Origin of the sequence: Roseicitreum antarcticum (assembly GCF_014681765.1) — a bacterium.
Taxonomy (GTDB): Bacteria; Pseudomonadota; Alphaproteobacteria; order Rhodobacterales; family Rhodobacteraceae; genus Roseicitreum; species Roseicitreum antarcticum.
Map to the genome: position 1 here is coordinate 550,546 of NZ_CP061498.1, position 12,881 is coordinate 563,426.

The 12,881-nt window shown below is 63.9% G+C and carries 12 protein-coding genes; 4 read left to right on the forward strand and 8 right to left on the reverse strand.

The genetic code is table 11. From position 1 onward, the window contains the following. Window positions 1–168: 168 nt before the first annotated feature. Window positions 169–885 (reverse strand): alpha/beta hydrolase, encoded by a 717-nt coding sequence (locus H9529_RS02580; RefSeq protein WP_176847228.1) that lies wholly within the window; start codon window positions 883–885, stop codon window positions 169–171. A 342-nt stretch (window positions 886–1,227) separates the two neighbouring features. On the opposite strand from H9529_RS02580, the gene pseG reads away from it, so the two are divergent. The 4 genes from pseG (at window position 1,228) to H9529_RS21305 (ending at window position 6,362) form a co-directional block, all read left to right on the forward strand. Then, the gene (pseG, locus tag H9529_RS02585; protein ID WP_092891404.1) at window positions 1,228–2,832 is read left to right on the forward strand and encodes a UDP-2,4-diacetamido-2,4,6-trideoxy-beta-L-altropyranose hydrolase; all 1,605 of its coding nucleotides are present in this window, start codon (window positions 1,228–1,230) and stop codon (window positions 2,830–2,832) included. Further along, window positions 2,832–3,887 (forward strand): pseudaminic acid synthase, encoded by a 1,056-nt coding sequence (pseI, locus tag H9529_RS02590; protein ID WP_092891402.1) that lies wholly within the window; start codon window positions 2,832–2,834, stop codon window positions 3,885–3,887. The genes pseG and pseI overlap by 1 nt, the downstream gene beginning before the upstream one ends. Further along, window positions 3,884–5,386 (forward strand): capsular polysaccharide export protein, LipB/KpsS family, encoded by a 1,503-nt coding sequence (locus tag H9529_RS02595; RefSeq protein WP_092891400.1) that lies wholly within the window; start codon window positions 3,884–3,886, stop codon window positions 5,384–5,386. The genes pseI and H9529_RS02595 overlap by 4 nt, the downstream gene beginning before the upstream one ends. Before the next feature lie 556 nt (window positions 5,387–5,942). After that, window positions 5,943–6,362, forward strand: coding sequence for a M23 family metallopeptidase (locus tag H9529_RS21305; protein ID WP_092891398.1), 420 nt, complete (start codon window positions 5,943–5,945; stop codon window positions 6,360–6,362). Here H9529_RS21305 and pseC read toward each other — a convergent pair. The 7 genes from pseC to pseF all read right to left on the reverse strand — a co-directional run bounded on the left by pseC (window position 6,323) and on the right by pseF (window position 12,584). After that, the gene (gene pseC / locus H9529_RS02605; protein ID WP_092891396.1) at window positions 6,323–7,468 is read right to left on the reverse strand and encodes a UDP-4-amino-4,6-dideoxy-N-acetyl-beta-L-altrosamine transaminase; all 1,146 of its coding nucleotides are present in this window, start codon (window positions 7,466–7,468) and stop codon (window positions 6,323–6,325) included. The two genes, H9529_RS21305 and pseC, sit on opposite strands and share 40 nt — an antisense overlap. Before the next feature lie 2 nt (window positions 7,469–7,470). Beyond that, window positions 7,471–8,469, reverse strand: coding sequence for a UDP-N-acetylglucosamine 4,6-dehydratase (inverting) (gene pseB / locus H9529_RS02610; protein ID WP_092891394.1), 999 nt, complete (start codon window positions 8,467–8,469; stop codon window positions 7,471–7,473). Between the two features lie 159 nt (window positions 8,470–8,628). Beyond that, window positions 8,629–9,411, reverse strand: coding sequence for an imidazole glycerol phosphate synthase subunit HisF (gene hisF / locus H9529_RS02615; RefSeq protein ID WP_092891392.1), 783 nt, complete (start codon window positions 9,409–9,411; stop codon window positions 8,629–8,631). Next, the gene (gene hisH / locus H9529_RS02620; RefSeq protein ID WP_218132163.1) at window positions 9,405–10,091 is read right to left on the reverse strand and encodes an imidazole glycerol phosphate synthase subunit HisH; all 687 of its coding nucleotides are present in this window, start codon (window positions 10,089–10,091) and stop codon (window positions 9,405–9,407) included. The genes hisF and hisH overlap by 7 nt, the downstream gene beginning before the upstream one ends. Before the next feature lie 3 nt (window positions 10,092–10,094). Next, complete coding sequence (locus H9529_RS02625) at window positions 10,095–11,246, reverse strand: N-acetyl sugar amidotransferase (RefSeq protein WP_092891390.1); 1,152 nt, start codon at window positions 11,244–11,246, stop codon at window positions 10,095–10,097. 9 nt (window positions 11,247–11,255) lie between these two features. Then, a complete protein-coding gene (locus H9529_RS02630) occupies window positions 11,256–11,876 on the reverse strand; it encodes a pseudaminic acid biosynthesis-associated methylase (protein ID WP_092891388.1) in 621 nt (206 codons plus the stop codon). 3 nt (window positions 11,877–11,879) lie between these two features. Next, window positions 11,880–12,584 carry a pseudaminic acid cytidylyltransferase gene (gene pseF, locus H9529_RS02635; RefSeq protein ID WP_092891386.1) on the reverse strand — a complete coding sequence of 235 codons (705 nt, stop codon included), beginning with the start codon at window positions 12,582–12,584 and terminating at the stop codon, window positions 11,880–11,882. Window positions 12,585–12,881: the final 297 nt, after the last annotated feature.

A 12,881-nucleotide genomic window follows, 5' to 3' on the forward strand; every position in this document is an offset into this window, starting at 1 on the left:
GGGCCGGCGATGAAATCTGCTGATGCGCGTGCGCTGCCTCGCGCACGGCAAAACTGCCCGATGGAGCAATCATTTCCAGCCATCAGGCCGCGCAAATGCGTTCCCCGGGCCGCGCATGATCCTACCTCGCTGCAATCCTCAGTCGGTGCCGCGCCAGGAGGAGGCGCCTCAGGGCGTTCCGGGCGCGGCTTCGGCCCCGGTGCTCAAAAGTTCATTGGCCAGCCGGAAGGTTTGTTCGCGAATATCGGGGATTGCGGTGATTTCCGATAATGCGCCGCGCGCTGCGGGTCCGACCTCGAAGATGCACCGTGACGGCTGGCCCGTCTTGTTGATAACGTGGGCATCCGGCGTTGTGTCCAGGCTAAGTCGCAGCGGGTCCAGACGCGCGGCGCCGCATGTCAGCAGATCGCGGATGACCGGAGTGGCATCTGTGACGGGATCACGCCGGAGGCCGCCGCCGTCTATGACCTGATCCGCGACGATGGTCCTGGCCTTGTCAGCGCCGCGGGGTGCAAGCACAAGGTTGATGCGTCCGTCGCAGCGCCGCGTTGCCTGCCCACACTTGCTGCGCTGGGTCAGGACCTGGCCGTCTGTCCTTGCCTGCGCGACACATGCGGCGGATCTGGGCGGTATCTGGCCGAACCTTCGGGTGTGTGGACTGCGCGACGGCTTGATCGGGGCTGCAAGCAACGCGCCGCTGATCCTGATCTGAGGCCCATGCGCAAGCAGGCGCGCAATTGCGATCGCCCCCGGCGAATGCCCAACAAGCACGGCACCGGGATGGATCATCGTGGCGGCAGCGATCTCGGTAATCCATGCTTCGGGCGTCGGTTTCGCAAAGCAGTGCTGCTCGGTGATCTTGGCAGAAGGATCTGTGCCGCCCACCAATGCTGCCGATGTGGCGCGGCAGGGCCGTCGAGGCCCGGGATGAGCAAGGTGCGGATCATGGCAATCTCCCTCCCATCTGAACACTACCAAGTTTATCGTGTATTTGAATTCTATAGATTTCCCGTTCCGGAGAAGAATATCTTCCGACTGACAAAACGCCTGTCGTGCAAGCACGAGCAAAGAACGTGGCGCATTGTTGCGGCGTCATGGACATGGTTCAGGGGCAGCCGGGGCGGGGCGGTTCTCGGTGGTAGCACTCGGTAAGGTTGGCGCGTATCAAGGGCTTGCTGGGTCACATGCTGATTTACACACTTGTGCACAAAAGGGGGGGGACGGCAGATGAAAGCGCTGATCCGCGCGGATGCGACCGGCACCATCGGGGGCGGGCATATGATGCGCTGTCTGGCGCTGGCCAATGCCCTGCGCCGCCATGGGCATGAGGCGGCCTTCGTGATGGCGCAGACACAGCAAGATTGGTCAGGGACGGTCACATCGGCGGGGTTTCATGTCTATCCGGTCACCCCAGAGCCGCTGTCACCCGACCCAGATGGCCCGCCGCACAAGGGATGGCTGTCCGCACCCTGGCCCCGCGATGCCGAGGTGACGGGCGCGGCAATGCGCGATTTCATGCCTGATTGCCTGATCTGGGATCATTATGGGCTGGACGCGCGCTGGGTGAATGCCGTGCGCCGCGCCTACAATGTCGGGGTCGTGCTGGCGATAGACGATCTGGATGACCGGGCGCTGGGGTCGGAACTGGTGCTGGATCAGACGCGGCTGGACCGGGCAAGCGCGCGCGCCTTTCCGGCGCTTGCGCAAATGGCAGGGCCGGCATTCGCCACCCTGCGCCCGGAATTCGCCGATCTGCGCGCCGAGGCGCTGGCGCGAAGGGCGGCCGCACCGGGGGGGCGGGTTTTGGTCACGCTGGGCCTCGCGGACAGTGCCGGGATCGTGCCCGGAATCGCGGCGGTCCTGGCGGCGACCGAGGGGCTGGACGTAGATATCGTGATGGGCGCCCATGCCCAGACGTTGCCACGCGTGGCTGATATTTGCGCGACGTATCCGCAACTTACCTTGCATGTGGACACGCCCGACATGGCGGCGCTGATGCTGCGCGCGGATCTGTGCATCGGGGCGGGCGGCATGACGAGTTGGGAGCGGTGCTGCCTGGGTCTTGGCACGCTGCTGATCCCTGTGGCCGACAATCAAAGCGGGAGTGCGCGGGCGCTGGAGGCGGCTGGGGCGGCGCAGGTCCTGGACTTGACGCGCGCCCGCGACCCCGCTGATCTGGCGGCGGCTGTGGCGAGGGCGTTGCGCGCAATACCGGCAATGGCGCAGGCGGCGGCGCGTCTGTGCGACGGGCAGGGTGCTACGCGCGTTGTGGATATTCTGGCGGCGACGCTGCGCCCGGTCGTGCCGTCCGATGCGCACCTGATGTTTGACTGGCGTAACCAGCCGCATATCCGCGCGGCCAGCCTTAATGCGGCTCCGTTGGAGTGGCCCAAGCATCTGGACTGGGTTGCCGCGCTGTCGCACCGCAGCGACGGGTTGTGGCGCATCTATGCCGAAGGGGAACGCGCGCTGGGGCATGTGAATGTGCGGCGGCTTTCGCCGGAGGATCTGGCTGAGAATTCAACCGAGGATTTGGGGGCGCGTTCCGGAGGGCTGTGGCGCTGGGGCTTCTATATCGGTGCGGTGGATGCACCGAAGGGGGCCGGGCGGCGCATGCTGGCGCGCGCCTTGAGCGAGGTGCTGAGGCGCCCGGATTGTGCCGGGATCGAGGCTGAAGTGCGGGTGAACAACCCACGCTCTGCGGCGCTGCACCGCGCTATGGGGTTCCGGCAGACCGCAACGCGCGAGGATGGCGCGGTGCTTGTCTTTTTGCTGACTGAATGCGACATGAACAGGGTATTTGCCATTCAATTCCCGAAGGAACCGCGCTGATGACCCCGTTTCAGATTGCAGGCCGCCAGATTGGCGCCGGGCAGCCGCCCTACATCATTGCGGAACTTTCGGGCAACCATAACGGCGTGCTGGAGCGCGCGCTCGCGTTGGTCGATGCGGCGGCAGATGCGGGGGCGGATGCGGTCAAGTTGCAGACCTATACCGCCGATACGATCACCATTGACGTGGAACGCCCGGAGTTTCGCATCAGCGGCGGCCTTTGGGATGGTCGGTCGCTGCATGAGCTGTACCGCGAAGCCTCGACGCCCTGGGAATGGCACGCGGCCCTGTTCGACCGTGCGCGGGAGCGGGGGCTGCATTGCTTTTCCTCACCCTTCGATCCTACGGCAGTGGCCTTTTTGGCAACGCTGGACGCGCCTGCCTACAAGATCGCCTCGTTCGAGATTGTCGACACGCCGCTGATCCGGGAGGTGGGCGCGCAGGGCAAGCCGGTCATCATCTCGACCGGGGTGGCCAGCCTGGGCGAGATCGAGGAAGGCTTGCGCGCTGCGCGTGAAGGCGGGGCTGCGGGCGTGGCGCTGCTGCATTGCGTCTCGGCCTATCCTGCGGCGGTCGAGGATATGCGGCTGAGCACGATTGCCACACTGGCGGCGGCCTTCGACGTGCCAGTGGGATTATCCGACCATTCGCCGGGCGCGACCGTCGCCGTTGCTGCCGTGGCGCTGGGGGCCTGCATCATTGAAAAGCACCTGACGCTGGCGCGGGCCGATGGCGGGCCGGATGCGGCGTTTTCGCTGGAACCGGCAGAGTTCGCGGCGCTGGTGCAAGATTGCCGCACGGCGCATCTGGCGCTGGGTGCGCCGCGCCATGACCGGGTGGGGATCGGTGGCGAGAATGCGCTTTTCCGACGCTCGCTCTATGTCGTGGCTGATGTGGCGGCGGGTGCTACGCTGAATGAAGAAAATGTGCGGTCGATCCGCCCGGGCCTGGGCCTTGCACCCCGTCACCTGCCCGAAGTTCTGGGCCGTCCCGCCACCCGTGTGCTGCGCCGTGGTGAGCCGCTGGACTTCACCATGGTGGGGCCAAAGGCATGACTATCCGGCTTTTCTGTGTTGCGACGTCGAAAAGCGACACGCCGATCATCGCGCAGATGCAGCAGATCGCGGGTGAGGATCTTACAATTGCGCTGCAACTGGGCGGTACTGATGCGGCGTTCAAGGGAACTTCGCTCAGCCGGATGAACCGAAAGCGCGGCACGGTGGGGCACCTCATGGACCACGATCGCTACCGTGGCGCGGCGCAGGCCCTTTTCCGGCAGCCGCGCTACCTGCAAGCGATGGAGGAATTCATCACCCATCTGGAGCGGCGGAATGAGAACAACGATCTGCGCCCGCACCGGATCCATGCCATGCAGGAATATTCCGATTACTTCCACATTCTCGCTGATGCCATGGCTGCGAAGATCCGCGAAAGTGGCGCCACCCATGCGTTGTTTTTCAACGTTCCGCACCTGGCCTATGATTCCATCGCGTTTCAGGTTGCCCGGGCCATGGGGTTGCCCACGCTGGTGCTGACACAATCGCTGTTTCCGGCGCAGTATTTTTCGATGGGCGATCCTGCCGATCTGGGCGCGTTTGCGCCACGGGACGATGCGCCGCGTTATCCGATCGACAAACAGGCGCAGCTCGACCTGTTCTACATGAAGGATGTGAAGCAAGAGCCCTCGCCGCGTGGGCGGGTTTCGGCGCGCGCGATGCTGAACCTTGCGGCCTTCCTCATCACGCGCCGACCGCGCGCCGCGCTGAACCCCGCCTATTTGCGGCGCATTCTGTTGCGGATGCAGGCGATCTATGGCGGCCTTCCCAACTGGCGCGATCCTTTCGCCAAATTCTTCCATGACAGCCAGTTGGATTACTTCGACCATCTGGTGGAGCACGAAACTGCGCCCGTCGATCTGTCGACCCCATATGTCTACATGCCGTTGCAGTTGCAGCCCGAGATGACCACGGCATCACTGGGCGGTATCTACACCGATCAGGCGCTGGCCATCGAACGGCTGGCCGACATGCTGCCTGAGGGCGTGCGCATCCTGGTGAAGGAAAACCCCAAGCAGGGCGCTTACATGCGCGGCCCGATGTTCTTTCACCGCCTTAAACGTATCCCGCAGGTGCATTTCCTGCCGTCTTTCGCCGACACCCATGCCCTGACCGCCAATGCGCAATTCGTGGCCACCGTTACTGGCACCGTCGGGTGGGAGGCTGTGCGACTGGGCAAGCCGGTGCTGACCTTCGGGCGGGCTTGGTACCGCAGTTTTCCGGGCGTCGTCGAATACCGCGATGGGCTGGAATATGCCGAAGTGGCGCAATTGACATGGGAGCACGCGGCGTTGGAGCGCGCGGTGGGCGACCTGCTGTCGCGCTGCCACGGCGGGATCATCGAGCGGCACTATCGCAAGATGGTGGCAGACCACGACCCTGAGGAAAACGCAGCGCAGGTCGCGCGCAGCATACTGGACCTGTTGTCGGGCCGCGCCGTGCCCACGTTTGGCAGCATGGGCGTGCAGGGTTCATCCGATGCGCCCGGCGCGCTTTAGGGCCAGTCCGTTGAGGCAGCGGGTACGATGACAGCTTGGCGCGCGTTCTCTTGAAAAACGCCCCTCTTCGGCCCAGCCTGTGGCGCAGCCTGAATGCCGCCCCGTAAAAGCACGCCCGTCTAAACGGTGTCTTCAATTTGGCCGATCCCAAGAACGCCGATCCCAAGAACATTGTTCCAGATTTCCTGTAGCGACGGTCGCGTGTCAGCGTCCTTCGACAGATTGCGCCCTTTTCAGACAGCCGTCCGCTGGTCTGAAATTTGACCGGGGCGAGGGGTAGGAGAATGCATGAAACGCTGCAAGCTGTGGATTGCAACGATTGGTCTGGCAAGCGTCGTTGGGTCCGCGCGGGCTGACCCCATCGCGATGGGGCGGCGGATGGCGGAGACATTTCTCAGCGGCGATCTCGAAGCGATCTGGGTGAGCTCGACGCCAGAGATGCGGCAAGCATTTGGCTCAACAGACAATCTGGCATTGCTGCGCGAAGACTTGTTGACCGATTTTGGCGCAGAGGAAGCGATCCTGTCCGAGCGCGCGAAAACACAGGCCGGGCTTGATGTCTTTACCCGGATTTCGCGGTGGTCAAACACGCCCGTGCCGCTGGAGATTCCTCGCCCATTTGCAGCGGGGCAGCCTTGCTGTCGCCAAGGGCGGCTCTGTCACGACGGGACAGCAAATCGGCCAATGCGGAAACAGCGGCAACACATCCGAAACGCACCTGCACTTCCACATGCAAACCAGCCTGATGTTGGGGCAAGGGGAAGGTCTGCCAGCACAATTCAGGAATTACCTGGCGAACGGTGTGCTGATCGACCGAGGCGAGCCGACAGAAGGCGAGACCATCGAGCCTGGAAAGTGCCCGTGTTGTCGGGCAAAGCGTATCGAACGGCACCGCGGCGGGGGTGCTTCTGGCGATGACGTGTCTGGCTGCGCGTATCAGGCGGTGAGGGCGCGGGTCAGGGCAGTGACGACCTGATCTTGCTCGACTTCCGTCAGGCGGGTGTGCAGCGGCAGGCTGATGGCGCGGTGGTAAAACCCCTCGGAGACCGGAAACGCGCCCCAGTCGAAGCCGCGCGCACGCCAGAACGGGTGCGTGTGGACCGGGATGTAATGCACGTTCACGCCGATCCCGTCGGCCCGCAGGGCAGCGAATACCCGCGCGCGGTTTTGCACTTGCACCGGATAGAGGTGCAGCGCCGAATGGCCATCGGGGGATTGCACCGGGCGCACCACGTCCAGACCGGCCAGCAATTGGTCATAGCGGCGGGCAAGGACATGGCGACGCGCGATGAAATCATCGAGCCGGTCCAACTGCGACAGGCCAAGCGCGGCCTGAATATCGGTCATCCGGTAGTTATAGCCGAGCGAGATCTGCTCATAATACCAGCCGCCCTGATCGCCCGCATCTTGCATCTGGGCTGCGTCGCGCGTCACCCCGTGCGACCGGCCCAGCACCATGCGGCGCGCCAGATCGGCGTCGTTCGTCGTGGCGCAGCCGCCTTCGGCAGTCGTGATGATCTTGACCGGATGGAACGAAAAGACCGTGATGTCGGAATGTGCGCAGCCGCCCACGGGCGCGCCCTGGTAGCTGGCGCCGATGGAATGGGACGCATCCTCGATCACCCGCACGCCATGGGCGCGCGCCAGCGCGCCGATGGCCGCCATATCGGCGGTCTGGCCCGCGAAATGCACAGGGATCAGTACCTTTGGCAAGCGGCCCGCGCGCTTTGCTGCGTCCAGTTTCGCGCCAAGCGCCTTGGGGCACATCAGGTAGGTCTGGGGGTCGATATCGACGAAATCGACATCAGCCCCGCAATAGAGGCCGACATTGGCCGACGCGACGAAGGTGTTCGGCACAGTCCACAGCAGGTCGCCCGGCCCAAGGTCCAGCGCCATGCACGCGATATGCAGGCCCGAGGTGGCGGAGTTCACCGCGACGGCGTGGGCGGCCCCGGTGCGCGTGGCAATCGCTGTCTCGAACGCGGGGATGGCCGGTCCTTGCGTCAGGAAGTCCGAGCGCAGGACGGCCTCGACCGCGCGGATGTCGTCTTCCGAGATGTCTTGCCGGCCATAGGGGATCATGTTCAGAACTTCCCGATCTTCTGCGCGTTGCGCGCGATCCAGTCTTGCAATGTCGCGACGCTCATCCATTCGGGGTTGCTGTCGGAGGCGTAGGAGTAATCCGGCGCGACTTTGCGCCCATCCTTGATGCGCACCGGATCGCTGGACCAATTGTGGATCGCGGGGATGATCTTGAAATACTTGTCGTATTCATAGGTGTGATCGGCGTCTTCAGCCCCGATCATCTGTTCGTGCAGCTTTTCGCCGGGGCGGATGCCCACCATATCGTGCCGGGCATCGGGGGCGACGGCGCGCGCGATGTCGAGGATGTTCATCGACGGGATCTTGCGCACATAGATCTCGCCGCCCACCATGTCGTCCAGCGCGTGCCAGACCAGTTCGACGCCTTGTTCCAGGGTAATCATGAAGCGCGTCATGCGCCCGTCGGTTATCGGCAGGACGCCTGTGTCGCGCTGTTGCAGAAAGAACGGGATGACCGATCCGCGCGACCCCATGACATTGCCATAGCGCACCACCGAAAAGCGGCATTTATCGGCGCCGGAATACGAATTGCCCGCGACGAACAGCTTGTCCGATGCCAGTTTCGTCGCGCCATAAAGGTTGATCGGGCTGGACGCTTTGTCGGTGGATAGCGCCACACAGCGCTTCACGCCCTTGTCGATGCAGGCGTCGATGACGTTCATCGCGCCGTTGATATTGGTCTTGACGCATTCAAAGGGGTTGTATTCAGCGGTAGGCACGATCTTGGTTGCCGCAGCATGCACGACATAATCCACCCCGTCCATCGCGCGGTACAGGCGATCGCGGTCGCGCACATCGCCGATGAAAAAGCGTACTTCGGGGTGCTGGCCATAGATCTTTGCCATGTCCCATTGTTTCATCTCGTCGCGCGAATAGATGATGATGCGCCGGGGCTTGTAGCGCGCCAGTGTCATCGGCACAAACGCCGAGCCGAAGGACCCGGTGCCGCCGGTCAAAAGGATTGTCGCGCCTTCCTGCATGTCGAAGCCTTTATTCTTGGCGGCGTGGTCGTGCCGCGCTCTGACGTGATTTCAGCCTCGGGCACGGTAAAGGCCCGAGGCTGGCCATTCGCGGTCCGCTCTAGCCCAGCCGCCGGTCTCTGTCCAGCCAATGGGCGGGCTGGCGGGGTGGCAGCGGGGTCAGGCGGGCGGCACCTCGACATAGGGTTTGCGCACCGGAATGCCTGCTGCGGCCAGCGCCTGCTTTGCCCCGGCGGGGGTCAACTCGGTGAAATGGAAGATGCTGGCCGCCGCCACGGCTGAGGCGCCGCCCTGCACGACCGCGTCGACCATATGCTGGTAAGTGCCTGCGCCGCCCGATGCGATGACCGGGACCGTCACGGCCTGGGCGATGGCGGCGATCAGGAGCAGATCATAGCCTTCGAACGTGCCGTCCCGTTCGATCGAGGTGACAAGGATCTCGCCCGCGCCGCGATCTTCCAGCGCCCGCGCCCATGCGATCGCGTCGCGGCCGGTGTCGCGGCTGCCCGCATGGCTGAAACAGGTCCATCGCTCCGGCGCGGTCTGGCGTACATCCATGCTGGCGACGACGCATTGCGTGCCGTGACGCTGCGCGATCTGAGTGATCAGGTCCGGCGACCCAAAGGCGGCGGTGTTGACGCTGACCTTGTCGGCCCCGGCGCGCAGGAGGCGCTGAACCTGCCCGATGTCGCGCACCCCGCCGCCATAGGTCAGGGGCACGAAGCAATCCTGCCCGTATTCGGCGATGGATTCGTAATCCGGTTCCTCGCCCGTCTCCTGGGCGGTGATGTCGAGCAAGATCAGTTCATCCACCTCGCGCTGGTTATAGACACGGATGGAGGGAAGAACCGGGCCGACCCGGCGCCACGAGTCGAACCCCGACCCCTTGACCAAACCGAACTGCTTCCACAACAGGGTAGGGATGATGCGGGTCGTCAGCATGGCAGATCGCCCAGGAAGTTGCGCAGCAGCCGGAAGCCTGCGCGCGAGCTTTTTTCGGGGTGAAACTGCGTGCCCCAGACCCGGCCGCAGCGCACGGCGGCCACGAAGGGAATATCATGGGTGGCGGTGGCGATCACATGATCTGGCGTTTCGGTGTCTGGCGTTTCGGTGTCTGGCGCTTCGGCGTCCTGCGTTTGGGTTTCCAGCGCGAAACTGTGGACGAAGTAAAAATTCGTGCCCGCCGGGATGCCCGTCAGCAAGGGATCTGGCCCGCCCGCCGGGTCAATCGCATTCCAGCCGACATGCGGCAGCCGCAGGCCGCATCCCAGGTCGCGCAGGTGGCGTACCGTGCCGGGAACAAAGCCCAGCCCCGCCGTGGCCCGGCCCGCCGTGGCCCCCTCGGAACCGCGCATGGCCAGCAATTGCATGCCGACGCAGACCCCCAGCAATGGCGTGCCCGCCTCATCTACTGCGGCGCGCAGGGCCTGCGGCCAGCCGCCGGCGCTTAGCGCGGCCATGCAATCGGTGAAGCTGCCCACACCGGGCAAGATCAACCGCGCGGCATCCGCAATCTGGTCGGGGTGGCTGGCCAGCGTGGGCTGCGCGCCCAGTTCCTCCAGTGCGCGCAACATCGAGCCCAGATTGCCCGTGCCGTAATCTATGACAGCAACGCGCATCATCCCTCAGAGGTTGTCGTGGTTGATCTTGGTCAGGTTGCCGTTGCGGTCCTTGACCAGCGTGCCGTCCGAATTGCGTTTGAACAGCTTCTTGTTGGTGAAGCGGTCGCAGATGACGATGAATTCGTCCACCGACATTTCCAGCGGCGCCAAGATCTTGTCGAGCGGTTTGCCCAGATAGGTCGAAGGAAACTGCCCGTCCAGCCTGCGCACCGCGTCCAGCCCATCTTGCCGCGTCAGCCGCCCGCGCCGGATGTGCAGGCACGCGATGTCGGTGGCCCGCCCAAAGCCGAATTTCAGGTATTTGAAATAATCGTGGATGCCGGTGTGGTGGTTGTCCAGGTTCTCATAATTCACCATCGAGCCTTCGACCGTTCCCTCAAAGCTGCGAAAGCCGTTCGCTCCTGCGATCAGCGCGTTCGACAGACCATCCCACGGGATGTAGTGTCCAAGGAACAGGCCCGTCACGCCCACGCGCGCCAGTTCGGCGTCGCTGGGATAGACATAATTCAGCAGGTGCTTCTGCTCGATCCCGTCTTGCCCGATCAGATCGGTGACACGCATGCCCAGGAGGCCGCCGAATTCTTCCAGCCAGCGGCGGTTGAGCACGTTGTTGCCTGCGGCTGCGGCGGGGCCACCGTATTCGTTTTGCGAATTTTCGCCCCAGATAATCAGCGGTACGTTGAACTGCACCGCCGCGCGCACCGGGATCGTGAAGATCCCCACATGTTCCGGCCAGGAGATGTCGCCCACCTGCTTCAACCCGACACGGTTGAGCCGGGCGCGCACCAGCGGGTTGGGCGAAACCTCGATGTAATCGACGCCCAGACGCTTAAGATTCTCGATATTTGCGCGACCCAGGTCCGAGAGGTCGCAGGTGGTCGAGGTCACGCACAGCGGGTTCAGCCCCATCTGCAACATGCGCACCACCTGATAGGTGCTGTCCTTGCCGCCACTGACCGGAACGATGCAATCCCAATTGCTGCCGTCGCGCTGACGGTAGCGTTCCAGCACGTCTTGCAGCTCGGCATAGCGGGCGTCCCAATCGACCGACTTGCGGTTTTCATAGGCGCGGCAGGCGTTGCAGATCCCGTCGGAATCCAGATGCAGATCGGGCTTGGTGCTGGGCATCACACAGCGTTTGCAATAGGTCAGCATGGCGTCTCCTTAGCGCTTTTCCATCAGGAACCAGGTGATGTCATCCTGCGGGAATTTCGGATCGCGGCGATAGGCGAAGCCGTAATCCACCAGGGTCATTGATGGGTGACGCTCCATGATCTCGCCCGCGAAATCGCGTTTGAACAGGCGGTCGGTATGCGCGCGATAGGGGATCGCGACCGGCGAGGGGTTGTAATATTCCGCCACCAAGAGCCAGCGCCGCGTGGCCTCCACCAGCTTGTCATAGACCTGCGGCAGCATGTCGGGGTTTTGGTGGATCAAGACGCCCTTGATCAGCGCGAGGTCACAATGCGGCGGTTCCAGTTCGAGGATCGAGCCCTGCTGCACGTTGTCGGCGCCCACCACCTGCGCCAGTTCGGCAGCGGCATCGGCGTTGATCTCGATCCCGTGCAGCGCCATGTCGGGATGCAGCAGCCGCAGCGCGCGCAGGTTCATGCCGATATTCGCCCCGAATTCGACGCAACTCCCCAGCCCTTGCGCCACCGCCAGTGCCTTGGCGAAGAACGCGAGGTTTGCCGCCAGCAGGTGATCGCCCTGGTTGCGCTGGATGTATTCGGTGCCAAAGCTGCCGGCCCAGAATGCCTCCTGCTCGGTCGTGTACCTGGTCATCTGCTACTCCTCCTCTGTAGGCATCTGCGACAGGGCGCGGTGCATCAGTTCGGCGCGCTGCCAATCGTCTGGGGTGTCGATATCCTGAACGCGATGCCGGGGCATCAGGATCGTGCGGGAATGGGGGGCATAGATTGGCAGCCCGTCCACCCAGGCCTGCGCGCGGCCCCAGTAGAATTGCCCCGCGTCATGCACATGCTCGGCGAGGTCTTGCGAACGCGTGATCTCGTATTCGGGGTGCAGCATGTGCACCGCGCCAGCGGCGTCGCGGGCAAGCGCGCGCTGAATCGGAAAGGCGAAGGTCGTTACAGGAAAGCAGAACGGCGCGCCGCTGTCATGCAGCATGGCAAGGGCTGCGCGCAGGTCGGCCGGGCGCACGAAGGGCGCGGTTGCATAGAGGCAGCACACATCGTGCGGCGCCGCGCCCGCGTCGCGCAGCCAGCCCACCGCATGGGCGATCACCGCGATTGAGGTCGCATGGTCATCTGACAAGTCGGCGGGGCGCACAAAGGGCACCTCGGCCCCGCATTCGCGCGCGACATCGGCAATAGCGGCGTCATCGGTCGAGACGATGATGCGGTCAAAGAGGCCCGAGTCGCGCGCAGCCTCAATGCTGTGCGAGATCATCGGACGGCCAGCAAAGGGGCGGATGTTCTTTCGCGGAATGCGCTTGCTGCCGCCACGAGCGGGGATGACGGCAACTTTCATGCTCAGCCGATCTGGCAATGGTGCATGTATGACGCGGCGTCCCTGAGCATGATCGAGGTTATTCCTTTATGCGTTGACCATATGGCACCACCTTTGGCTATGCAATGACAACGCCGAGTCGTCAAGCCACAGGCAAGATGACAGGCCGGTAGGACGGGCTGGCAACACGGGCTGGCAACACGGGCTGGCAACACGGGCTGGCAACGCGGGCTGGCAACGCGGGCAGTTTGGCGCGCAAGGGTCCACCGGGCGTCGGGTGAACCTGGGGGCAGGGCGGACGTGTCCGCACGGGACGCT